Origin of the sequence: Mycobacterium sp. IDR2000157661 (genome assembly GCF_022317005.1) — a bacterium.
Taxonomy (GTDB): domain Bacteria; phylum Actinomycetota; class Actinomycetes; order Mycobacteriales; family Mycobacteriaceae; genus Mycobacterium.
Window position 1 is genome coordinate 1,416,460 of the sequence record NZ_CP081006.1, and the last position, 21,659, is coordinate 1,438,118.

A 21,659-nucleotide genomic window follows, 5' to 3' on the forward strand; every position below is an offset into this window, starting at 1 on the left:
GACCAGGACTATCGGTAGCTACTCGCGGGTAAGTTCAGGTCATGAGCGTGACAGCGGACAGGATGGACGCGGAGGCCGGCAACGCCGGACCCGTCGCCGTCCTCGACTACGGTGACGCGGCGCTGCTGCTCGAGTTCGACGGCACCGCCGCAGTGTTGACGTTCGCCGAGGCGATTTGCCAGGCGGACCTGCCCGGCGTCCTTGACATTGTGCCTGCCGCGCGCACGGTGCTGCTCAAGCTGGCCGGACCGCGCTATCAGGCACCGACCCGTCAGCGGTTGGCCGCCCTGCGGATCGGAACGGACGCCGATGCGGTGCTGACTCCCGACGGCACCCCCGACGTGACGATCGATGTGGTCTACGACGGTCCGGACCTCGACGACGTCGCGCAACTGACGGGACTGACGGCAGACGAAGTGGTCGCCGCGCACACCGGGCGGCCATGGCGGGTCGGCTTCGGCGGGTTCGCCCCGGGTTTCGCCTACCTCGTCGGCGGCGACCCTCGCCTCGAGGTGCCCCGCCGGGCCGAACCCAGAACCGCCGTGCCCGCAGGCAGCGTCGGCCTCGCGGGTGAGTTCAGCGGCGTCTACCCCCGCCGATCGCCGGGCGGATGGCAGCTCATCGGACACACGGACGCGGTGCTGTGGGACATCGAGCGGGCGAATCCGGCGCTGCTGACGTCGGGCATGTGGGTGCAGTTCCGGGAGGCCGGATCGTGACGACACTGGAGATCCTGCAGTCCGGACCGCTGGCATTGATCGAGGACCTCGGTCGGCCGGGACTGGCACACATGGGCGTCGGACGCTCCGGTGCCGCCGACCGCCGGTCGCACACGCTGGCCAACCGGCTGGTCGCCAACCCGGGTGATCGCGCCACCGTCGAGGTGACGTTCGGCGGACTGACGGCAAGGGTTCGCGGAGCAGGCAAAGAAGGGGTCGCGATCGCCGTCACGGGCGCGGACACCGACCCAGCGGTGAATGGAATCCCGTTCGGCACCAACAGCATTCACCACGCCCACGACGGCGAGGTGATCACGCTCGGCGCACCGCACGCCGGGCTGCGGACCTACCTGGCGGTGCGCGGCGGCATCGCCGTGGAGCCGGTGCTGGGCTCGCGCTCCTACGACGTGATGTCGGCGATCGGGCCGGAGCCGCTGCGGCCCGGCGACGTGCTGCCGATCGGCGAGCACACCGCCGACTTCCCCGAACTGGACCAGGCGCCGGTGGCCGCCATCTCCGACGAGGTGGTCGAGCTGATGGTGGTGCCCGGCCCGCGCGACGACTGGTTCGCCGACCCCGACATCCTGGTCCGCACCAACTGGCAGGCCACCAACAGGAGCGACCGCGTCGGCATGCGCCTGGTCGGCATGCCGCTGGAGTACCGCAGGCCGGATCGTCAACTGCCGAGTGAGGGCGCCACCCGGGGAGCGATCCAGGTGCCGCCGAACGGTTTTCCGGTCATCCTCGGCCCCGACCACCCGCTGACCGGCGGCTACCCGGTGATCGGCGTCATCACCGACGACGACATCGACAAGATCGCCCAGGTCCGGCCGGGGCAGACGGTGCGGATGCACTGGTCGCACCCGCGACGGCCGGTCGGCCACGCCTGACCGCCGCCGAGCGCGTCAGCACAGACAGCGGCGCGCCACGCTGGTAGAAACGCAGTGTGTATGTTCAGGACTCGCTTGCTCCGGTCGTGCGCATCCACACGGCGCGTCTGATCCACACCAGCGACCTCGATCCCGAGACCCGCGAGGAAGCGCGGCGGATGGTCATGGAGGCCTTCGGCGGCGACTTCACCGACGCGGACTGGGAACACTCACTGGGCGGCATGCACGCGATGATCTTCGACCACGGCGCGCTGATCGCCCATGCGGCCGTGGTCCAGCGTCGGCTGCTCTTCAGCGACACCGCGCTGCGGTGCGGTTACGTCGAAGGCGTCGCCGTGCGCGAGGACTGGCGCGGCCAGGGACTGGCGCGGGCGGTGATGGACGGTGTCGAGCAGGTGCTGCGCGGCGCGTACCAACTCGGGGCGCTCAGCGCATCCGAGGCCGCCCGGCACATCTACATGGCCAGGGGTTGGTTGCCCTGGCGGGGCCCCACGTCGGTGCTGGCGCCGGCCGGGTTGACCCGGACACCGGACGACGACAACGCATTGTTCGTGCTGCCCGTCGCCCTTCCCGACGGCCTCGAACTGGACACCGCCGCCGAGATCACCTGCGACTGGCGCGACGGCGACGTCTGGTAGCGCTCACACCCCCGCCGGATGCCGGGTGAGCGCAAGTTCACAGCCGGGTCACCACCGGGCACCGCGCGGCAATAAAGCCTGGCTAGCGTCGGTTTCATGGGTATTGGCGGGGCACGGACACGACCACGCAATGGCCAAGTAATCGCTGCGAAACATGAGCTGTCTACACAGATCACATGAGTGAGCCCGACTGGGCACCGCTCACCGGGTTCCGGGTGGCGGTGACCTCCGCCCGCCGAGCGGACGAACTGAGTGCGCTGCTGCAGCGCCGGGGCGCTACGGTGACGAGCGCGGCCGCGATCGCGATGGTGCCGTTGCCCGACGACGAGTCGTTGCGGGCGAACACCGAGGCGCTGATCGAGGCGCCTCCCGACATCGTGATCGCCACCACCGGCATCGGATTGCGCGGATGGATCGCCGCCGCCGACGGCTGGGGACTGGCCGCGGAGCTGATCACCGCGCTGGGCAAGGCGCGCGTCGTCTCGCGCGGCCCCAAGGCCACCGGCGCGCTGCGGGCGGCGGGTCTGCCCGAGGAGTGGTCACCGGAGTCGGAGTCGTCGCGCGAAGTGCTGCACTACCTCGTCGAAGGCGGTATCGCCGGCCGGCGCATCGCCGTCCAGTTGCACGGTGCAACCGAGGACTGGGACCCGTTCCCGGAGTTCCTCGACGAGCTGCGCGCCGCAGGGGCCGAGGTCGTGCCGATCCGGGTGTACCGGTGGCATCCCGCGCCGCGCAACGGCGAGTTCGACCAGTTGGTGGCTGGCATCGCCGACGAGAAGTTCGACGCCGTCAGCTTCACCTCGGCACCCGCCGTCGCCTCGGTGTTGTTGCGCGCCGACGAGATGGGCCTGCAGTCCCGGGTGCTGGCTGCACTGCGCGGCGACGTGCACGCTATGTGCGTCGGCCCGGTGACGGCCCGGCCGCTCGCGCGCCTCGGTGTTCCGACATCGGCGCCTGAGCGAATGAGGTTGGGCGCGTTGGCCCGTCATATCACCGACGAGCTACCGATGTTGTGCTCACGCACGGTGCAGGTGGCCGGGCATCTGCTGGAGATCCGGGGCACCTGCGTGCTGGTCGATGGCGTGGTCAAGGCGGTCTCCCCGGCAGGGATGGCCACGATCCGGGCCCTGGCCCACCGCCCGGGCGCGGTGGTGTCGCGCGCCGACCTGCTCCGTGCGCTGCCGGGTAGCAGCACCGACACCCATGCCGTGGAGACCGCGGTGCTGCGGCTGCGGACGGCGCTGGGCGACAAGAACATCGTGTCCACCGTCGTCAAACGCGGCTACCGCCTGGCCATCGATGACGATAAGGCGTTCGCGCAGTGAACCGACTGCTGGTGGCGCACGGTACGCGCAAGCCGAGCGGCATCACACTGATCGGTGATCTCGCCGAACGGGTTTCGCGCTTCCTGAACTCACAGATCCACGTGGCGTTCGTCGACGTGGTGGGCCCGACCCCCAGCGAGGTGCTCAACACCCTGTCCGGACCCGCCGTCGTGGTGCCGGCCTTCCTGTCTCGCGGTTATCACGTCAACACCGACATCGGCGAATACGTCGCGGTGAGCGGACATCCGAAGGTGACGATCACCGATGCGCTGGGACCCGGCACGCAGATGACGCGGGTGCTGCTGGACCGGCTGGCCGAATGCGGATGGCGACCGGGGGACTCGGTGGTGCTCTGCGCCGCTGGCACCTCGGATCGACAAGGGCAGTCCGATCTGCGCCGAGCCTGTGCACTGCTGTCGGCGGTGATCGGTGACCGGGTGGAGCTGGCGTTCGCCGCGACCGGCGAACCGTCGGTGGCCGATGCGGTGGACCGGCTCAGGCGCAACGGCGTGGGGCGTGTCGTGGTGGCGTCATACCTGTTGGCTGACGGGCTTTTTCAGGACCGGTTACGCAACAGCGGGGCCGACGCGGTGGCCGATCCGCTGGGCACGCACCCGGCGATGGTCCGGTTGATCGCCAACCGGTTCCGCCGCGCGCAAATGCCGCTGGCCGCGTGAGTCAGGCGCCGATCTCGACGCGGCCAGCGGCGGTGATCCGGGTCGCGAACACCGGCAGCGAGACGTCGGGGTCGTCCAGGCAGCGACCGTCGTCGAGGGCGAAGGCCTGCTTCTTGATCGGTGACTGCACTGTCGGGCGTCCTCCGCGGTCACCGACGATGCCGCGCGACATGACCGCAGCCCCCGAGAAGGGGTCGATGTTGCCGACCGCGTGCAGCGACCCGTCATCGAGTCGGAACAACGCCGCCTGGGCACCGTCGGCGAGCAGCACCCCCACGCCCCGGTTGGGCAGCAGGAAGTCGTAGCGGCAGGCGGTGGTCCACACCGCGGTCTCGTCGAGCACGGTCATCGTTGCGGCACCTTCGGCATTCCCATATCTACTGCGAGCGGGACCTTGCGTCCCGAGCTCTCGGTGAACTCGACCGTCGGATCGACGACGTCGGGCGCGTTGACGAACGACACGAATCGGGAAAGCTTCTCGGGATCCTCGAGCACACCCTTCCACTCGCACGCGTAGCCCGCGACGTGACGCTCGATGGCCGCCTCGAATTCCGACGCCAGACCCAGGGAGTCGTCGCACACCACCTCGCGCAGATAATCCAGGCCGGTCTTGTCCGGGAAGTCCATCGCCTCCAGCCACGGCGCCGTGCGCTGCAGCCGGTCGGCGGTGCGGATATAGAACATCAGGAACCGGTCGATGTAGCGGATCAGGGTCGCGTCGTCGAGGTCGCCCGCCAGCAGATGAGCGTGCCGCGGCGACATCCCGCCGTTGCCGCACACGTACAGGTTCCAGCCCTGCTCGGTGGCGATGACGCCGACGTCCTTGCTCTGCGCCTCGGCGCATTCGCGCGCGCACCCGGAGACCGCCATCTTGATCTTGTGCGGCGCGCGCAGGCCCCGGTAGCGCTTTTCGATGGTGACGGCCATGTCGACGGAGTCCTGTTGGCCGTAGCGGCACCAGGTGCTGCCGACGCAACTCTTAACGGTGCGCAGCGCCTTGCCGTAGGCGTGGCCGGACTCCATCCCACCGTCGACCAGCCGGCGCCAGATCTCCGGCAGCTGGTCGACCCGCGCGCCGAACATGTCGATGCGCTGGCCGCCGGTGATCTTGGTGTAGAGGTCGAAGTCCCTGGCGATCTCGCCGATCAGTATGAGCTGCTCAGGAGTGATCTCCCCACCGGGTGACCGCGGCACCACCGAGTAGCTGCCGTTCTTCTGGATGTTGGCCAGGAAGTGATCGTTGGAATCCTGCAGCGAGGCCTGCTCGCCGTCGAGGATGTGCTCCGAACTGGTGGACGCGAGGATCGACGCGACCACGGGTTTGCAGATGTCGCAACCCTTTCCGGTGCCGAAGCGCTCGATCAAGGCGGAGAAGGTCCTGGTCGAGTCAGAAGGCCCAGCCGAGACGATCGAGAACAGTTCGGCGCGCGACTGGCTGAAATGCTCGCACAGCGCCTTGGACTGTTCGACGCCTTCGGCCTCGAGCAGTTGCTTGAGCAGCGGCACGCAGGAACCGCACGAGGTGCCCGCCAGCGTGCACTTCTTCAGGCTCGGCACGTCGGCGCACCCGCCCGCGATGGCCTCGGTGAGGTCGCCCTTGGCCACGTTGTTGCACGAGCAGATCTGCGCCGCGGCGGGCAGTGCCCCGACCCCGAGACCCGATGGCCCACCGTCTGATCCGGCCGGTGCGATCAGCCCGAGCGGGTCGCCGGGCAACGCCTCGCCGACCATTGGCCGCAGGATGCCGTAGGCGGACGCGTCGCCGACCAGGATGCCGCCCAGCAGCGTCTTCGCGTCGTCGGAGAGCACCAGCTTGGCGTAGGTCTGCTTGACCGGATCGTTGACGACAACCGACAGGCAATCCGGCGTGCTGCCCATGGCGTCGCCGAAGCTGGCGACGTCCACCCCGAGCAGTTTGAGCTTGGTCGACATGTCGGCTTCGCCGAACTCGGCTGCGCCGCCCAGCAGCCGGTCGGCCACCACCTCGGCGCTGGTGTAGCCCGGGCCGACCAGGCCGTAGCAGCGACCTTCGATGGCGGCCACCTCGCCGACTGCGTAGATGGCGGGATCGGTTGTCACACAGGACCGGTCGGTGAGCACGCCGCCGCGCTCGGCGATACCGAGGTCGGCCCCGCGAGCCAGTTCGTCGCGCGGACGCACGCCCGCGGCGAAGATCACCAGCCCGGCGTCGATGAAACTACCGTCGCTCAGGGTCACCCGCAGAAGGTCGTTGTCGGCGGAGCGCCGCACCGGGCGGTTGCGTTGTGCGGGCGCGATGCGCTGGGTGCCGACTCCGGTGTGCACGGCGATGCCGAGGTCGCCGATCATCCGGCCGAGCAGCGCACCGCCGGCCTCGTCGAGCTGCTGGGCCATCAGCCGCGGCGCCATCTCGACGACGTGAGCGGTCAATCCGAACGCGCGCAGCGCGTTGGCCGCCTCCAGCCCGAGCAGGCCGCCGCCGATGACCACCCCGACCGGGGCGTCGCCTGCCTCGCGCGCCCGCATCGCGTCGGCGCGGATCGCGTCGAGGTCGTCGAGCGTGCGATAGACGTGGCAACCCGGCAGGTCGTGGCCCGGCACGGGCGGGACGAACGCGTACGAGCCGGTGGCGAACACCAGGGCGTCGTACTCAAGAGAGTTCCCGTCGGCGGTGTGCACCGACTTGGCGTCCCGATCGACGCCGGTGACCTTACTGCCGAGACGCAGGTCGACGAGGTCGTCGCCGGCGTAGTCGTTGCCGGTCAGCGCGAGCAGGCTGCGGTCCCAATGGTCGGTGTAGCCCGTGAGCCCGACCCGGTCGTAGGCGGCGTCGGACTCCTCGGCGAGCACGGTGACCTTCCAGACACCGTTGACGTCGCGCGAGCGCAGCGCCTCGACGAACCGGTGACCGACCATGCCGTGGCCGACGACCACGACGTTCTTCGTTGACCGCATGCCGCGAGGTTAAGCAGGCGATATTGCCGCAATGTCGCCTCGTGTGAAGCGCCGATCACGGTGTGCTCACCGGCGCGGACGGCCGGTTGTGAGAGTGCGGGACGACCCTTCGCCGACAGCGAACACCGGTCCGGAACATGAGCGTCATCGACTCAAGTTCAAGTAAGTAGCCGACCGGCGCGGTGCCGGTCCCAGCACATCAGGAGGCAGGAACATGAGCACTCTGGCATTGCGCACGCGCCCGGCGTGGGACATCGACCGGTGGGTCCGCGACTTCTTCGGGCCCGCGACGGCCGACGACTGGTTCGCCGGCGGGTTCTCCCCCGCATCCGAGATCGTCAAGGACGGTGACGACGCACTGGTCCGCGTCGAGTTGCCCGGCGTCGATGTCGACAAGGACGTCCACGTCGAGGTCGAGCGCGGTCATCTGGTGATCCATGGGGAGCGCCGCGACGAGCGGGCCGAGCAGCAGGACGGTCGCACCCTGCGCGAGGTGCGTTACGGATCGTTCCGGCGTTCGTTCCGACTGCCCGACCACGTCACCGGCGAGGCGATCTCGGCCTCGTATGACGCCGGCGTGCTGACGGTCCGCGTGACCGGCGCCCACAAGGGTGCCGAGGCGCAGCGCATCGCGATCGAGAGCAAGTAACCGCACGAAGCCGGTGGAGCCCAGCGGGTTCCACCGGCTTCGCCGTTCACACCCAGCGCGCCAACAACTCCTTGGCCCTAGTGGCCAGGGCGCCCTGGAGGAACGGCCCGAAGCTGACCCGCGCGACACCCAGCGGGCCGAACGACGCCGGGTCGTCCTGGTCCGGCAGCGCGATCGCGTTCACCGGAAGGGGTAGCTCAGACGTCAAGCGCCGCATCGTGTCCGGGTCATGGCGGCCGACCGGGTAGAGCACATCGGCCCCCGCGTCGGCGGCCTTGGTCAGCCTGGCGATCGCCCGGTCCAAGCGATCGGTTTCCGGACCGTCCTTGCGCAGGAACAGATCCGTGCGGGCGTTGACGACGACGTGCACACCGGCGGAATCGGCAGCCTCCCGAAGCGCCCCGACCAGTTCGGCGTGCTCGACCTCCGAACGCAGCCTGCCGCCTTCGCTGTGCACGGTGTCCTCGATGTTGAGCCCGACCGCGCCTGCCTCGAGGAGGCCCTCGACGAGGCGCGCCGCGGGCTCGCCGTACCCCGATTCGATGTCGACCGACACCGGCACGTCCACTGCGGCGGTGATCTGCTCCACCCGCGTCACGACGTCGCCGAAAGTCATCCCCTCGTTGTCGGGCTTGCCGATCGAGTCGGCGAGCGGATGGCTGCCCACGGTCAGAGCAGCAAACCCCGCACCGGCCGCAACGGTCGCCGACCACGCGTCCCAGACGGTCGGCAGGATCACCGGGTCACCCGGCCGGTGCAGCGAAAGCAGGGCCTCGGCTCGTCGCTTGAGAACTTCGTCTGGCATCGTGCCTGGTCCTCTCCGTTTGACGTGATCTGTCTCACGCGGCACCGCATGATGTAGGCAGCATCCGGTGTCGTACTGTGATCAGTGACACCCTTCAGCCCAAGGAGGTCAAATGTCCAGCACTGCCGAACTTGCCGAGCTTCACGAGCTAATCGGAAGCTTGCGCCGGTGCGTGACTTCGTTGGCGTCCAGGTATGGCGACACCCCCGCCACGCGTCGCATCGTCAACGATGCCGAACGCATACTCAACGACATCGACCGCCTGGACATCGACGCCGAGGAGCTGGAGCTGACCCGTGGCGTGGCGCACCACCACGCCGGCGAGCGAATCCCGATTCCGGATACTCAGTACGACACCGACTTCTGGCGCGGTGTCGACGACGAGGGGCTCGGCGGCGTCCGCTGATAGCGGCGGACTACCGTCTGCACCTGGTTACACCGACACCGAAAGGCAACAGTGAGCGCACCCACCGCCGACCGCAAGGCGACCGGCGTCTTCTCGCCTACCCGCGCCGAGATCCCTCAGCGCACACTGCGCAAGGACCGTTGGTGGCAGTCGCCGCTGATCATCGACCTGGGCTTCGCCGCCTTCATCATCTACGCGACGGTGCGCGCGTTCCTGCAGAACAACTACTACGTCGCCGAGTACCACTACCTGACGCCCTTCTACTCCCCGTGCGTGAGCACCGGCTGCATTCCCGAAGCCAGCCACTTCGGCCAGTTCCTGCCGGACGTGTGGTGGCTGCCCTACGCCGCCGTCTCACTGCCGTTCCTGCTGTTGTTCCGGCTGACCTGCTACTACTACCGGGGGGCCTATTACCGCACGGTGTGGCAGGCCCCGACCGCCTGCGCAGTGGCCGAACCGCACGCCACCTACACCGGTGAGACGCGGTTCCCGCTGATCATCCAGAACACCCACCGGTACTTCTTCTACATCGCCGTCATCATCTCGCTGATCAACACCTACGACGCGATACTGGCGTTCCACTCGCCCTCCGGCTTCGGGTTCGGACTGGGCAACGTCATCCTCGTGACCAACGTGGTCCTGCTGTGGGCCTACACGGTGTCGTGCCACTCCTGCCGGCACGTCGTCGGCGGCCGCTTGAAGCACTTCTCCAAACACCCGGTGCGGTACTGGATGTGGACACAGGTCAGCAGGCTCAACGCTCGGCACAAGATGTATGCGTGGATCACCCTGGGCACGTTGATGCTCACCGACTTCTACATCATGTTGGTCGCCAGCGGAACCATCTCGGACCTGAGATTCATTGGCTGACAGGCTTTTCGAAACACTGCTAGTGAGGAATTTTCATGGCTGTTGAGGTCGAACGGCACCAATTCGACGTGGTCGTGATCGGTGCCGGCGGCGCGGGTCTGCGTGCGGTCATCGAGGCGCGCGAACGCGGCTTGAAGGTCGCCGTCGTCACCAAGTCGTTGTTCGGCAAAGCCCACACCGTGATGGCCGAGGGTGGCTGCGCGGCGGCGATGGGCAACGCCAACTCCAAGGACAACTGGCAGGTCCATTTCAAGGACACCATGCGCGGCGGGAAGTTCCTGAACAACTGGCGGATGGCCGAACTGCACGCCAAGGAGGCGCCCGACCGGGTCTGGGAGCTCGAGACCTACGGCGCACTGTTCGACCGCACCAAGGACGGGCGGATCAGCCAGCGCAACTTCGGCGGGCACACCTACCCACGGTTGGCCCACGTGGGTGACCGCACCGGCCTGGAGATCATCCGCACCCTGCAGCAGAAGATCGTCTCGCTGCAGCAGGAGGACAAGGAAGAGCTCGGCGACTACGACGCTCGGATCCGGGTCTTCCACGAGTGCGCCATCACCGAACTGCTCCTCGACGGGGGCAGGATCTCGGGCGCCTTCGGGTACTTCCGCGAGACCGGCAAGTTCGTCGTCTTCGAGACCCCCGCGGTGGTGCTGGCGACCGGCGGGATCGGCAAGTCCTACAAGGTCACGTCGAACTCCTGGGAGTACACCGGCGACGGGCACGCCCTGGCACTGCGCGCGGGCGCGACGCTGATCAACATGGAGTTCGTCCAGTTCCACCCGACCGGCATGGTCTGGCCGCCCAGCGTGAAGGGCATCCTGGTCACCGAGGGCGTGCGCGGCGACGGCGGGGTGCTCAAGAACTCCGACGGCAAGCGGTTCATGTTCGATTACATTCCGCCGGTCTTCAAGGGTCAGTACGCAGAGTCCGTCGACGAAGCCGACCAGTGGCTCAAGGACAACGACTCCGCGCGCCGCACCCCCGACCTGTTGCCCCGTGATGAGGTCGCCCGTGCGATCAACTCGGAGGTCAAGGCCGACCGCGGCACCCCGCACGGCGGCGTCTACCTCGACATCGCCTCGCGGCTGCCTGCCGAGGAGATCAAGCGGCGGCTGCCGTCGATGTACCACCAGTTCATGGAGCTCGCCGAGGTCGACATCACTAAGGAGCCCATGGAGGTCGGCCCGACGTGCCACTACGTGATGGGCGGCATCGAGGTCGATCCCGACACCGCCGCCGCCAAGACACCCGGGCTGTTCGCGGCCGGGGAGTGCGCGGGGGGCATGCACGGCTCCAACCGGCTGGGCGGCAACTCGCTGTCCGACCTGCTGGTGTTCGGCAGGCGGGCCGGCCTTGGCGCCTCGGATTACGTCCGGGCGCTGTCGGACCGGCCGACGGTGTCCGATGACGCGCTGTCGGAGGCCACCAAGCTGGCGCTGGAGCCGCTCGAGCGCGCCACCAACGGCGAGGCCGCCGAGAACCCGTACACGCTGCAGCTTGACCTGCAGGACACGATGAACTCCCTGGTCGGCATCATCCGCAAGGCCGAGGAGGTGCAGGAGGCGCTCGACAAGCTCACCGAGCTGCGTGACCGCTACAAGCGCGTGCAGATCGAGGGCGGGCGCGAGTTCAATCCGGGCTGGCACCTGGCGATCGACCTGCGCAACATGATCCTGGTCAGCGAGTGCATCGCCAAGGCCGCGCTGGAGCGCACCGAGAGCCGCGGCGGCCACACCCGCGACGACTATCCGTCGATGGAGTCGTCGTGGCGCAAGACCCTGTTGGTCTGCCGCGCCAGCCACGATGAGGGGGGCGATCCGATCGTCCCCGACATCGCGATCACCAAGCAGGACCAGGTGCCGATGCGCGACGACCTGCTGGAGCTGATCGACATCGAAGAGTTGGAGAAGTACTTCACCCCCGAAGAGCTGGCCAACCACTCGTCAAGGAGCGACGCATGAGCTATCAGGCGAAGATGCGGGTTTGGCGCGGCGATCAGGAGGGCGGCGCACTCGAGGACTTCTCCGTCGAGGTGAACGAGGGCGAGGTGGTGCTCGACATCATCCACCGCCTGCAGCAGACCCAGGCCGGCGACCTCGCGGTGCGGTGGAACTGCAAGGCCGGAAAGTGCGGTTCCTGCTCGGCGGAGATCAACGGCCGCCCGCGGCTGCTGTGCATGACGCGGATGTCGACGTTCGACGAGAACGAGACCATCACTGTGACCCCGCTGCGCACCTTCCCGGTGATCCGCGACCTCGTCACCGACGTGTCGTTCAACTACGAGAAGGCCAGAGAGATCCCGGCGTTCACGCCGCCTAAGGACCTGCAGCCCGGCGAGTACCGGATGGCGCAGGAGGACGTCAACCGGTCGCAGGAGTTCCGCAAGTGCATCGAGTGCTTCCTGTGCCAGAACGTCTGCCACGTGGTGCGCGACCACGAGGAGAACAAGCAGGCGTTCGCAGGCCCGCGCTACCTGATGCGTCAGGCCGAACTCGACATGCATCCCCTCGACGTGCACGAACGCCGCGCCGAGGACGCCCAGGAGGTGCACGGCCTCGGCTACTGCAACATCACCAAGTGCTGCACCGAGGTCTGCCCCGAGCACATCAAAATCACCGACAATGCGCTGATCCCGATGAAGGAGCGGGCCGCCGACCGCAAGTACGACCCGGTGGTATGGCTCGGCAGCAAGATCTTCAGAAGACGTTGATGTCGCGGGGCGCGTGGGTAGCCTGCGGATAGCGGCCAATCAACCAGCGGACGTGAGGAGCATGGACTCACTCCAGAAAGGCAGCACCGTGACTGTTCACAAGCCCCAGAGCATCAACGACATTCGCACCGCGATCCGCGAGCTCTCCGCCCGTGCCGAACTGGCCCGCAAGGAGGGCCGCACCGCAGACGCCGACGAACTCGACCAGCGCATCAACGGCTATCGCGACGAACTGAGCGCCCGCCCCTGACCCGACACCAGCCGTTCACCGGTCGCCGAGGCGGCGGAAGGCGCTGCGGTGAAACACGATCGGCGCCACGTCGGAGTGCACCGTGATCTCGCGGACCCGCAGAATGACGATCGTGTGATCCCCGGCGGGCACCAGTTGCTCGACCGCGCTCTCCAGCCAGACGCTGGTGCCCTCGACGAACACCGCCCCTGACCCGCGCGACACCGTCTGCAGGCCGGCGAAGCGGTCGCCGGTCTTCGCCGCCAGCGTGCGGGCCGCCTCGTCGTGAAGCTCGCCGAGGACGCTGATGCCCAGCGACGGCAGGTCCTTCAGCTTGGGCCACGTCTCGGAGGTGTTCTGGACGCAGAACGACACCAGTGGCGGGTCCAGCGACACCGGGACGAATGTGCTGGCGGCCAACCCGACCTTGGCGCCGTCGACTTCCGCGGCGATCGCGATGACGCCGGACGGGAAGTGGCCGAATGCTTCGCGAAGCGTCGCCGGACTCAGATCGGTTGCGCTCATACGCGGTCCATCTTCACACGTGACGGCGCGCGGTGGCCACGTCCGGGTGGGCCCGCACCGGGCCCGCGAGTCGGTAACGTGAGCATTCGTCATGTGGATCCCGCTGTTGGTGATGGCCCTCGCGGTCAGTTTGGAGCCGTTTCGGGTGGGCATGACGGTCGTGATGATCAACCGCCCGCAGCCGCGCAGGCAGCTACTCGCCTTTCTCACCGGCGGGTTCGCGATGGGCACCGCGGTGGGCGTGGTGGTGCTGTTTCTGCTGCGGCCCGCGCTGGGGTCCGCCGATTTCACATTGCCCATGGCGCAGATCGTGGTCGGTGCGGTCATCCTGCTCAACGCGGCGCTGGTGGCCACCGGCGTGTGGAGTCGCGGCCGTGAGGTCGCGGCCCTGAGCGGGGACAGGTTCGAACCGCTCGCGACGCGTGCCCGGGGCGTGCTCACCGGCCGGTCGCTGTGGACGGCGGGTGTCGCGGGCCTCGGCATCGCGCTGCCGTCCATCGATTACCTCGCCGCGCTGGCATTGATCGTCGCCTCCGGCGCCGCGACCGCGGTTCAGCTCGGCGCCCTGGTGCTGTTCAACGTGGTGGCGTTCGCGCTGGTGGAGGTTCCGTTGCTGTGCTACCTGTTGGCCCCGGACCGCACCCGGGCGGCGATGTCGGCGCTGTACGAGTGGCTGCGGTCGCAGGGTCGTCGGGGCATCTCGCTGTTGCTGGCCGCGATCGGCTGTGTGTTGCTCGGGGTGGGGTTCGCCGGACTCTAGCGGCGGTCAGGGCGTCGGTTCGGCGGCCGGCTGGTTGTTCAGCACGTACTGAAGGCCCGACAGCAGTTGCGACACCGGGTCGGCACCGCCGCCGAAAGCGGCCTGGGTGGCCGGTGCGGTGACGGCCGCGGGGTCGTAGCCGTTGACCGGGTCGACGGTGATCGGCGCGGTCAGCGGGTTGTCGTTGCGGGAATAGCCCGCGTCGACGTAGGGCTTGAGCACCGCGTCGAGCTCGATCAGGGTCTCCTTGGGCACTCCCAGGTACTTGAACGGCAGCACCAGCGGCAGGTGCTCTTCGGGGATCATGAAGGTGGTGGTCTTGGCGCCGCGGGAGTTGACCGTGGTCCGGATGTTCTTGGGCGGCACCATACTCGGCTCGGTGAACGCGACGGCGGTGTGTCCGGTGGCCAGACCGACGATCGCATTGGCGACCGACAGCCAGTTGTCGGGCCGGTCTGGCCAGTCGGCGATGCTGTCGTAGGCCGACACGAACTGGTAGGTGTCGTACTGGCTCTCCACCGGCGGCGGCATCCGGTAGTCGAGCGAGGGCACCACGCTGCCGACCGGGAACATCTGGGTCAGGAAGCTCTCCCCGAAGGCGTGGCGCGCCACCGGGTCGCCGTACATCGCGAAACTCAACTGGTCCGGGGGCGGCGCGGCGGGGTCGTAGGCCAGCCGAGCCTGGGCGTCGTTGAGCACCATCGCGCCCTCGGACAGGCCGATCGCGGTGCCGCGCCCGCCCTCGCGGATCGCGCTGATCAGGTCGGGCCCTCCGACGTCGACGGACTCGCCGACGCTGGGCCCGTCGAGCCCCAGGCCCGGGACATAGCGGTCACCGAAGTCGCCGATACCCGGGAACAGCCGCTCGAGCGTGTGCCCCTGGACCTGGCCCGCGGGGTAGTCGACGATCTGTCGGTCCAGGCCCGGGAACCAGTCCGCGCCCGTGCGCATGATGTATTCGTCGTACGGAATGCCGAGCACGTGCGCCCCGCCCAGCGCGTACGCGCGCCCCGGTGTACCCAGCGGCGGCGCAGCGTCCGACGGGGCGGCGGGTGTCGGCGGCGGGACCGGCGCGTCGTCGGCCGTCGCGATACCGAGGCCGAGACAGCCGGCGGCACCGATGGTCGTGAACGTGGTGCCGACTGCGAGAAGTCGCTTCATCCCCACTCTCCCCACATCAGCTCCCGCGCCGTCGCACTGCACCGAACCTTACTCCGCCGACCCGGCGGGGCAGCCGTCCAACCGAGTGAGTCGGCCCTGCCGATACTCCTCTGCGCAGGCGGCGCGGCGGACCTTGCCGCTCGTCGTCGTGGGGATCGACCCCGGCGCCACCAAAACGAGATCCTCGACGCTCAGACCGTGCGCGTTGGATATCGCGGCGGTGACGTCGCTCTTGACCGCACTGAGGCGGCGCAACGCGTCGTCGTCGAGGTCGGCCGGCTGCTTGAGCTCGATGACGGTGACCAGCTTCTCGGCCCTGTCGGCGGGGACCGATACCGCCGCGACCCGGCCCCGCGTGATCTCCTGAACCGTCGCCTCGATGTCCTCGGGATAATGATTTCGACCCCGGATGATCAGCAGGTCCTTGATGCGGCCGACGATGAACAACTCGCCCTCATGGACGAACCCGAGGTCGCCGGTTCGCAACCATGGACCCGCCGGCGTGCCGGGAGACGGTTCGACAAGCGTTGCGCCGAAACAGGTCTGCTCTTCCGGCGGTTTGCGCCAATACCCCTCGGCGACGTTGTCGCCGTGCACCCAAATCTCACCGATCAGATTCGGCGAGCACTCCCGACAGGTCTCACCATCGACGATCTGTAGCGAAGGAGATTGTGGCACTGCGTATCTGACCAGGGCGGTACCCTGGCCCGGTGGACACGGGCGGACCCGGCCCGCCCGTAGTTCGGCGGCGTCGAAGTGAGCCGACGGCGAGGACTCACACCACGTGCCTGCGGTGACGAAGACCGTCGCCTCGGCCAGGCCGTATGCCGGGCGCAGCATGTGGTCGCGGAAGTTGAAGTGCGCGAACCGGTCCGCGAAGCGTTCCAAGGTGGCCGGCTCGACACGTTCGGCCCCGTTGATGATGCCCAGCACCCCACCGAGGTCGAGCCCGGCCAGATCGTCGTCGGCGGTCTTGCGGGAGGCCAGGTCGAACGCGAAATTGGGCGCCCCCGAGAAGGCGTGCGGATTCTCGGCAAGTGCCCGCATCCACCTGGCCGGCTCCTCCAGGAACGCGACCGGGCTCGTCAGGGCGGCGCCATAGCCGCTGAGGATCGGCCAGCACACACCCAGCATCAGACCCATGTCGTGGTAGAAGGGCAACCACGACACGAACGTGACATCAGTGGTGACACCGGCGAAGAAGGTGCGCATCAACTGCTCGAAGTTCGCCTGCAGGTTGCGGTGTGAGATCACCGCCCCAGTCGGCAGCCGGGTCGAACCGGAACTGTACTGCAGGTAAGCGATGCCGGGCCACTCGCTCGGCCCCAGGCTCGGCCGCTGATCGGCGTCCAGATCCAGCGCATCGATCACCACGATCGACGGTGTCGCCGAGTGTGATTGGCACACGATGTCACCGACGTCGACGACTGCCGCCGACGTCGTGAGTACGACGGCGGGTGCGGTGTCGGCGAGGACGGCGTCAACGCGGTCATGACTGGAGCCGGGATGGGGAAGTGGAAGCGGCACGGCGACGAGTCCCGCCTGCATGGCTCCCAGGAAGGCGAGGATGTACTCCAGGCCCTGCGGCGCCAGGATCACCGCCCGGTCGCCGGCCGCCCCGTATCGCCGAATCTCGTGCGCCACGTTCACTGTTCGGCGTGCCAGCTGCGCCCAGGTGAGGCTGGTCGTGACACCAGCGGCGTCGAGCGTGTAGTCGGTGAACCGGAACGCGACGTCGTCGGGCCGCAGGCTGGCGCGACCGTGCACCATCGACAGCAGCGAGGAGTCCGGCGGCGTGGTCACGAGACTCCCGAATCAGCTCGTCGGATCGGCCGTAGCCGGGTGGCGGGCGCGGCGTCGGCCATCCGTGACGGCCACCAGTTCGCCCGCCCGACCAGCGCTGCGACGGCGGGCACCGTGATGGTGCGCACCACGAAGGTGTCCAGCAGGATGCCCACGCCGATCACGAAGCCACCCTGCACCACAAGGCCGATGCTGGAGAACAACAGGCCGGCCATCGAGGCGGCAAAGATCAGGCCCGCCGCGGTGATCACACCGCCGGTCGAACTCAGGGTCCGGATGACGCCGTAGCGCACGCTGTGCGGAGACTCGTCGCGCAGCCGCGACACGAACAGCATGTTGTAGTCCGCGCCGACCGCGACCAGCACCACGAACGCCAACGGTGGCACGCTCCAATGCAACTCCTGACCGAGGATCAATTGGAACGTCAGTACCCCGACACCGATGGCCGCGAAGTACGAGACCACCACCGAGCCGACGAGATACAGCGGCGCGATGATCGCCCGCAGCAACACCATCAGCGTCAACAGCACGACGATGAGGGTCGCGGCGATGATGAACCGGATGTCCTGCCGGTAGTAGTCACGCGTGTCACGCAAGGCGACGGGGAATCCGCCCATCGAGATGGTGGCGTCGGCCAGCATGGTGTTCGGCTGGGCGTCTCGGGCGATGTTCGAGATCTCGTTGACCTGGTCCATCGCTTCGGAGCTGAACGGGTTGAGCTTCGTCTGCACCAGATAGCGCACCGACCGGCCGTCCGGTGAGATGTAGGCCTCGGCGGCTTTCTCGAAATCCGGCAGATTCAGCACCTCGGCCGGGATGTTGAAACCCGCCTGCGATGGGTCGGTGGCGTTGTTGCGCATCGTCAACAGGAAGTCCGACGCCTCGTCTAGTCCGGCCGCGATCACCTTGACCTGGTTGACGAGTTCGTCGACCCCGCCCGCCACCTCTCGGCTACCGGAGGCCAGCCGGTCGGCACCGTCCTGCAGCTCGGACAGGCCCGCTTCCGGACCACCGGGGCGGTCCAACCCCATCGCGTCGACGACTCTGGCGGCGTTCGCCATCGCGGCGTTCAGCTTGTCGACCGCCTCGTTGAGGGTCTGCCGGTCCTCGACCCCCTGCAACTCCTGAGCCAGACCGTTGATCTCGTCGAGGCTGCCCTCCTCGCGCGCGGCGACGAGGCGCTGAAACTGCATGCGGGTGTCGACACAGGACGGGTTGGCGTCGCAGACGGCGTTGCCCTGCAGTGCGACGAGCACCGGGCCGATCCAGGCGAACATGTCCCTGACGGCGCGGAAGTTCACGCCCATGGAATTGCCGAGTGCGTTGATGCTGGCGACCAGCTTGGCCGCGGTGTCGACATCGCGCACCAACCGGTCACCGCCGTACTCGGTGCGCACCGCGGAGAACGTGTCGACCAGGTCCTCGATGCTGGGCGCGATGGTGTTGATCTGACCACGGACGTCGGCGAGGCTGTCGGCCAGCGTGTTCGCGCCGTCGGTCAGGCGGTTGAGGTCACCGCTGCGTCGCCCGATCTGGCTGGATCCGTCGGCGAGCCGGTCACCGACGATGCCCGCCTGGTAGGTCGCCCGAAACTCCAGCGGCACCTCGCCGAGCGGCCGGGTGATGCCGCTGACCAATCCGACGTCCGGAAGCTGCGCGACGCGCGCGGCCATCTGCTCCAGATCCGCCAGCGCCCGCGGATTGCGCAGGTCGTGCGGCGACTGGACCAGGATGTACTCGGGGATGGACTGGCTGATGGGGAAATGACGTTCCAACGCCGCGTAACCGACCGAACTGGGCGCCGACGCCGGAACCACCTTGCGGTCGTCGTAGTTGTAGCGCCCGAAGATCGCGATACCGGCCAGCAGAGCCAGCACCAGCAGGCTGCCGACCAGATGGGGCACCGGCCGGCGCACGATGCGGATACCGGACCGCCGCCAGAACCGGGCCGTCAGTTCCCGGCGCGGTTTGACCCAGCCGCGTGGCCCGGCGAGCACCAGGATCGCCGGAAGCAGCGTCACCCCGGCGAGGAAGGCGATGCCGATCCCGATCGCCGAGGAAACCCCGACCGTCTTGAACACTCCCATCTGCGCGAAGCTCAGCAGCAGGAACGTGAATCCCACCGTGGCGGCGGACGCGGTGATCACCTTGCCGATCGAGATCATCGCCGCCTTGACCGCATGGTCGAAATCGTCGCCTGCCCGCAGATAGTCGTGATAGCGGCTGATCAGGAACACCGCGTAATCGGTTCCGGCTCCGGCCATGATCGCGCTCAGGAACACGATGGACTGGTTGGAGACGCCTGCACCGGTCAGTTCGGAGTATCCGGCCACCACCGCCTGCGCGATCAGCAGCGACGATCCGATCGTGACCAGCGGCAGCAGCATGGTGACCGCGCTGCGGTAGACCAGCAACAGGACGCCGAGGACCAGGACGGCGATGGCGATCTCGACGGGCAGGCGATCGTGTTCACCGGCGACGGTGAGGTCGGCGACGGTGGCGGCGGGGCCGGTCAGGTACACCTCCAGCGGCCCGCTCGCCCCGACATCGCCGGTGGCGACCCGATGTCTGACGAGGTCTGCGACGCGGTTGAAGGATTCGTAGGCCCGCGGGGTGCCCAGTTCCCCTTCCAGGCTGACCGGCAGCACCCAGGTCGTCTTGTCCTGGCTGGTCAGGAACTGCCGCAGTTGGGGCGTGCCGATGAAGTCCTGCACCGACACGACATCGATGACGTCGTCGCGCAGCGCGTCGACCACCTCGCGGTAGGCGGCCTCGTCGGCTGGCGTCAGACCGGTCTCGTTGATGAAGGCGACGACCAGCGGGTTGTCCGAACCGGGTTCCTGGAACGCCTCGGCCATTTTCTGAGCGGTGACGCTCGACGGCGCATCACTGGGCAGGATCGCGAGCGGATGCTTCTCGGCCATCTGCCCGAGCGACGGGAGTGTCAGCGGCAAGGCGACGGCCATGGCCACCCAGAAACCGATCACGGCCCATGGCCACCGCACCACCAGATCGGCTAGCCGCCGCATGTCGCCCCCACCCGTCGCCGCACGCTATGCGACACGTCCCCAGTGCCCGCTGTCGGCGACGAGCACGGAGACGGACTGCATGGTCTTCATATAGCGGGCGACGGACTTCCTCGCGATCGGATTATCGGGATGCATGATCGCCATCACGGTGCCCGCGCCGTATCGGAATATGTAGATGGTGAGCTGATAGGAGAATCGGCCGTCCGGGTAGATCCCGATATTGTCGGCCAGGCCCAGATCAGCGGCGGCGAGCACGGCGTTGAGCGGAGCGGCGCCGGCGTGAAAGAAATTCGAGACGGGGAAGTTCGGCCGTGGCCAGTTCAACCACGGCGCCAATTCCAATACGCGGTAATACGGCACCTTGGCCATATTCAGGTTCGCGTCGAAGGACGCCTGCGCGGCCCACGCGGCATCGCCGAACGAGGCGGCCCCGATCGGCACGGTGATCGGGATGAGGCCGGTGAACCAGCCCTGCGTGGCGAAGTTGTCCGTGGCCGAGCGCGAGTCGCGCGGAGTGAGCCCGGAGTACGTCAGAGCGCCCGTCAGCTCATGCTCGACCTGGGCGAGGCAGGCGAACAAGCCGCCCACGAAACGCGCGCCGGCCGCCGCGCAGGCCGTTTCGAAGCGATCCGTCTGAGCGGGGTCCATCAGGACTTCCGACGTCATCGCACTTCTGTCGGACAACAGCGGATTGCCCAGCGGCAGCGGGAATTCGGGAAAGCCGCCGCCGTTGCTCTCGGCGAAGTCGAGCCAGGCCCGAACCTCGGGCGAATCCAGGCTCAACTCCGAGGTGCGCTCGCGCTCGCGAACACAGAACTCGTCGAAGCTGCCGGCGGCGGGCAGCGCGAGAGCTTGACCGCCTCCGCTCAACGCCGAGTACATCCCGTTGGCTTCCAGCATCGTGGTGCCGATCAGCGTCGCGTCCCCGTGGACATGATCCATGGCGGCGAAGAAGGTGAAGTGACCGTCATGCTGGATGACTCCGAACGTGAAGCAGCCCCATTCCAGGGGACTCGGGATCGTGACCACATGATCGTGGATCTCCTCGATCGTCATACCGCCGTGGTCGATGGGGACGAACTCGATGTCGGCCGGGTCGGCGATCGAATGCCGGACGAACTCTCCGTGACCGGCGTCGGCGAACCAGCTGCGGAACGTGTCGTGCCGACGCAGGTAGGCGTTCACGGCGTGATCCATGGCCGCGATGTCACAGCGGCCGGCTACCTCGCAGCTCGCGATGATCTGGCGAGAGAAGTTCAGTCCCGCCGCGGCCCGTTCGCGGTAGTTGCGCAGATGTTGGCGCTGCATGTAGCTGACCGGTACCGCACTGACCGGCGCGTGGCGCGCCTTCTCGGCGGCCGCGGCGCTCGGATGCCAGGAGGTGACGGCGCCCGGTCTCAGCGCCCATTCGTCAAGTGCGCCAACCGTGATCTTGCCGATGCGCAAAGCCTGGTCCTCCCGAATAGCCCCGCTCGTGCCGGCTCCGGATCGCCGACACAAGCCATTGCCGGATCAACATACTC

20 protein-coding genes are annotated in these 21,659 nt (G+C 68.0%); 12 read left to right on the forward strand and 8 right to left on the reverse strand.

The genetic code is table 11. The annotated features are described in order from the left end of the window. Positions 1-41: 41 nt before the first annotated feature. The 5 genes from K3G64_RS07905 (at position 42) to K3G64_RS07925 (ending at position 4,249) form a co-directional block, all read left to right on the forward strand. Entirely contained in the window at positions 42-719 is a 678-nt protein-coding gene (locus tag K3G64_RS07905; RefSeq protein WP_238890194.1) for a 5-oxoprolinase subunit B family protein, read from the forward strand. Further along, complete coding sequence (locus tag K3G64_RS07910; RefSeq protein WP_238890196.1) at positions 716-1,609, forward strand: 5-oxoprolinase/urea amidolyase family protein; 894 nt, start codon at positions 716-718, stop codon at positions 1,607-1,609. The genes K3G64_RS07905 and K3G64_RS07910 overlap by 4 nt, the downstream gene beginning before the upstream one ends. 56 nt (positions 1,610-1,665) lie before the next feature. Further along, on the forward strand, positions 1,666-2,247 hold the full coding sequence (locus tag K3G64_RS07915; RefSeq protein WP_238890198.1) for a GNAT family N-acetyltransferase: 582 nt from the start codon (positions 1,666-1,668) through the stop codon (positions 2,245-2,247). Between the two features lie 176 nt (positions 2,248-2,423). After that, complete coding sequence (locus K3G64_RS07920; RefSeq protein WP_238890200.1) at positions 2,424-3,572, forward strand: uroporphyrinogen-III synthase; 1,149 nt, start codon at positions 2,424-2,426, stop codon at positions 3,570-3,572. Beyond that, positions 3,569-4,249 (forward strand): sirohydrochlorin chelatase, encoded by a 681-nt coding sequence (locus K3G64_RS07925; RefSeq protein WP_238890202.1) that lies wholly within the window; start codon positions 3,569-3,571, stop codon positions 4,247-4,249. The genes K3G64_RS07920 and K3G64_RS07925 overlap by 4 nt, the downstream gene beginning before the upstream one ends. A gap of 1 nt (position 4,250) precedes the next feature. Here K3G64_RS07925 and nirD read toward each other — a convergent pair whose 3' ends face one another. Both nirD and nirB read right to left on the reverse strand, forming a co-directional pair. Beyond that, positions 4,251-4,598: a nitrite reductase small subunit NirD gene (gene nirD / locus K3G64_RS07930; RefSeq protein ID WP_238890204.1), complete on the reverse strand. Its 348-nt coding sequence runs from the start codon at positions 4,596-4,598 to the stop codon at positions 4,251-4,253. Then, positions 4,595-7,183 (reverse strand): nitrite reductase large subunit NirB, encoded by a 2,589-nt coding sequence (nirB, locus tag K3G64_RS07935; RefSeq protein WP_238890206.1) that lies wholly within the window; start codon positions 7,181-7,183, stop codon positions 4,595-4,597. The genes nirD and nirB overlap by 4 nt, the downstream gene beginning before the upstream one ends. 214 nt (positions 7,184-7,397) lie before the next feature. On the opposite strand from nirB, the gene K3G64_RS07940 reads away from it, so the two are divergent. Continuing rightward, a complete protein-coding gene (locus K3G64_RS07940; protein ID WP_238890208.1) occupies positions 7,398-7,832 on the forward strand; it encodes an Hsp20/alpha crystallin family protein in 435 nt (144 codons plus the stop codon). A 46-nt stretch (positions 7,833-7,878) separates the two neighbouring features. On the opposite strand, the gene K3G64_RS07945 is transcribed toward K3G64_RS07940, so the two are convergent. After that, on the reverse strand, positions 7,879-8,637 hold the full coding sequence (locus K3G64_RS07945) for an isocitrate lyase/PEP mutase family protein (protein ID WP_238890210.1): 759 nt from the start codon (positions 8,635-8,637) through the stop codon (positions 7,879-7,881). 112 nt (positions 8,638-8,749) lie between these two features. Here K3G64_RS07945 and K3G64_RS07950 point away from each other — a divergent pair, with 112 nt between their 5' ends. The 5 genes from K3G64_RS07950 to K3G64_RS07970 all read left to right on the forward strand — a co-directional run bounded on the left by K3G64_RS07950 (position 8,750) and on the right by K3G64_RS07970 (position 12,879). Next, on the forward strand, positions 8,750-9,043 hold the full coding sequence (locus K3G64_RS07950) for a hypothetical protein (protein WP_238890212.1): 294 nt from the start codon (positions 8,750-8,752) through the stop codon (positions 9,041-9,043). 51 nt (positions 9,044-9,094) lie between these two features. Then, positions 9,095-9,913 carry a hypothetical protein gene (locus K3G64_RS07955; protein ID WP_238890214.1) on the forward strand — a complete coding sequence of 273 codons (819 nt, stop codon included), beginning with the start codon at positions 9,095-9,097 and terminating at the stop codon, positions 9,911-9,913. A 35-nt stretch (positions 9,914-9,948) separates the two neighbouring features. Next, complete coding sequence (locus K3G64_RS07960) at positions 9,949-11,880, forward strand: fumarate reductase/succinate dehydrogenase flavoprotein subunit (protein ID WP_238890216.1); 1,932 nt, start codon at positions 9,949-9,951, stop codon at positions 11,878-11,880. Beyond that, complete coding sequence (locus tag K3G64_RS07965) at positions 11,877-12,629, forward strand: succinate dehydrogenase/fumarate reductase iron-sulfur subunit (RefSeq protein WP_238890218.1); 753 nt, start codon at positions 11,877-11,879, stop codon at positions 12,627-12,629. Before K3G64_RS07960 ends, K3G64_RS07965 begins: the two co-directional genes overlap by 4 nt. Before the next feature lie 88 nt (positions 12,630-12,717). Further along, entirely contained in the window at positions 12,718-12,879 is a 162-nt protein-coding gene (locus K3G64_RS07970) for a hypothetical protein (protein ID WP_238890220.1), read from the forward strand. Between the two features lie 15 nt (positions 12,880-12,894). Here K3G64_RS07970 and K3G64_RS07975 read toward each other — a convergent pair whose 3' ends face one another. Beyond that, positions 12,895-13,383 carry a flavin reductase family protein gene (locus K3G64_RS07975; protein WP_238890222.1) on the reverse strand — a complete coding sequence of 163 codons (489 nt, stop codon included), beginning with the start codon at positions 13,381-13,383 and terminating at the stop codon, positions 12,895-12,897. Positions 13,384-13,474: 91 nt separating this feature from the next. Here K3G64_RS07975 and K3G64_RS07980 point away from each other — a divergent pair, with 91 nt between their 5' ends. Beyond that, positions 13,475-14,143 carry a GAP family protein gene (locus K3G64_RS07980; protein WP_238890224.1) on the forward strand — a complete coding sequence of 223 codons (669 nt, stop codon included), beginning with the start codon at positions 13,475-13,477 and terminating at the stop codon, positions 14,141-14,143. Between the two features lie 6 nt (positions 14,144-14,149). On the opposite strand, the gene pe is transcribed toward K3G64_RS07980, so the two are convergent. From pe to K3G64_RS08000, 4 genes are read right to left on the reverse strand one after another with little or no spacing between them, the layout of a single operon-like run. Continuing rightward, positions 14,150-15,304, reverse strand: a complete 1,155-nt coding sequence (gene pe, locus K3G64_RS07985) for an acyltransferase PE (protein WP_238890226.1) — start codon at positions 15,302-15,304, stop codon at positions 14,150-14,152. A gap of 48 nt (positions 15,305-15,352) precedes the next feature. Further along, on the reverse strand, positions 15,353-17,074 hold the full coding sequence (locus K3G64_RS07990; protein ID WP_238950499.1) for an AMP-binding protein: 1,722 nt from the start codon (positions 17,072-17,074) through the stop codon (positions 15,353-15,355). A 29-nt stretch (positions 17,075-17,103) separates the two neighbouring features. Then, positions 17,104-20,136 carry an MMPL/RND family transporter gene (locus tag K3G64_RS07995; RefSeq protein ID WP_238890228.1) on the reverse strand — a complete coding sequence of 1,011 codons (3,033 nt, stop codon included), beginning with the start codon at positions 20,134-20,136 and terminating at the stop codon, positions 17,104-17,106. Between the two features lie 24 nt (positions 20,137-20,160). Next, positions 20,161-21,582 (reverse strand): condensation domain-containing protein, encoded by a 1,422-nt coding sequence (locus tag K3G64_RS08000; RefSeq protein WP_238890230.1) that lies wholly within the window; start codon positions 21,580-21,582, stop codon positions 20,161-20,163. Positions 21,583-21,659: the final 77 nt, after the last annotated feature.

Excerpts from the sequence above, each read along its gene's own strand:
- K3G64_RS07990 (WP_238950499.1), bottom strand. The coding sequence starts at position 17,074 with ATGGTGCACGGTCGCGCCAGCCTGCGGCCCGACGACGTCGCGTTCCGG.
- nirB (WP_238890206.1), bottom strand. The coding sequence starts at position 7,183 with ATGCGGTCAACGAAGAACGTCGTGGTCGTCGGCCACGGCATGGTCGGT.
- nirD (WP_238890204.1), bottom strand. The coding sequence starts at position 4,598 with ATGACCGTGCTCGACGAGACCGCGGTGTGGACCACCGCCTGCCGCTAC.
- K3G64_RS07945 (WP_238890210.1), bottom strand. The coding sequence starts at position 8,637 with ATGCCAGACGAAGTTCTCAAGCGACGAGCCGAGGCCCTGCTTTCGCTG.
- K3G64_RS07960 (WP_238890216.1), top strand. The coding sequence starts at position 9,949 with ATGGCTGTTGAGGTCGAACGGCACCAATTCGACGTGGTCGTGATCGGT.
- K3G64_RS07980 (WP_238890224.1), top strand. The coding sequence starts at position 13,475 with ATGTGGATCCCGCTGTTGGTGATGGCCCTCGCGGTCAGTTTGGAGCCG.
- K3G64_RS07965 (WP_238890218.1), top strand. The coding sequence starts at position 11,877 with ATGAGCTATCAGGCGAAGATGCGGGTTTGGCGCGGCGATCAGGAGGGC.
- K3G64_RS07950 (WP_238890212.1), top strand. The coding sequence starts at position 8,750 with ATGTCCAGCACTGCCGAACTTGCCGAGCTTCACGAGCTAATCGGAAGC.
- K3G64_RS07940 (WP_238890208.1), top strand. The coding sequence starts at position 7,398 with ATGAGCACTCTGGCATTGCGCACGCGCCCGGCGTGGGACATCGACCGG.
- K3G64_RS07995 (WP_238890228.1), bottom strand. The coding sequence starts at position 20,136 with ATGCGGCGGCTAGCCGATCTGGTGGTGCGGTGGCCATGGGCCGTGATC.
- K3G64_RS07975 (WP_238890222.1), bottom strand. The coding sequence starts at position 13,383 with ATGAGCGCAACCGATCTGAGTCCGGCGACGCTTCGCGAAGCATTCGGC.
- pe (WP_238890226.1), bottom strand. The coding sequence starts at position 15,304 with ATGAAGCGACTTCTCGCAGTCGGCACCACGTTCACGACCATCGGTGCC.
- K3G64_RS07920 (WP_238890200.1), top strand. The coding sequence starts at position 2,424 with ATGAGTGAGCCCGACTGGGCACCGCTCACCGGGTTCCGGGTGGCGGTG.
- K3G64_RS07905 (WP_238890194.1), top strand. The coding sequence starts at position 42 with ATGAGCGTGACAGCGGACAGGATGGACGCGGAGGCCGGCAACGCCGGA.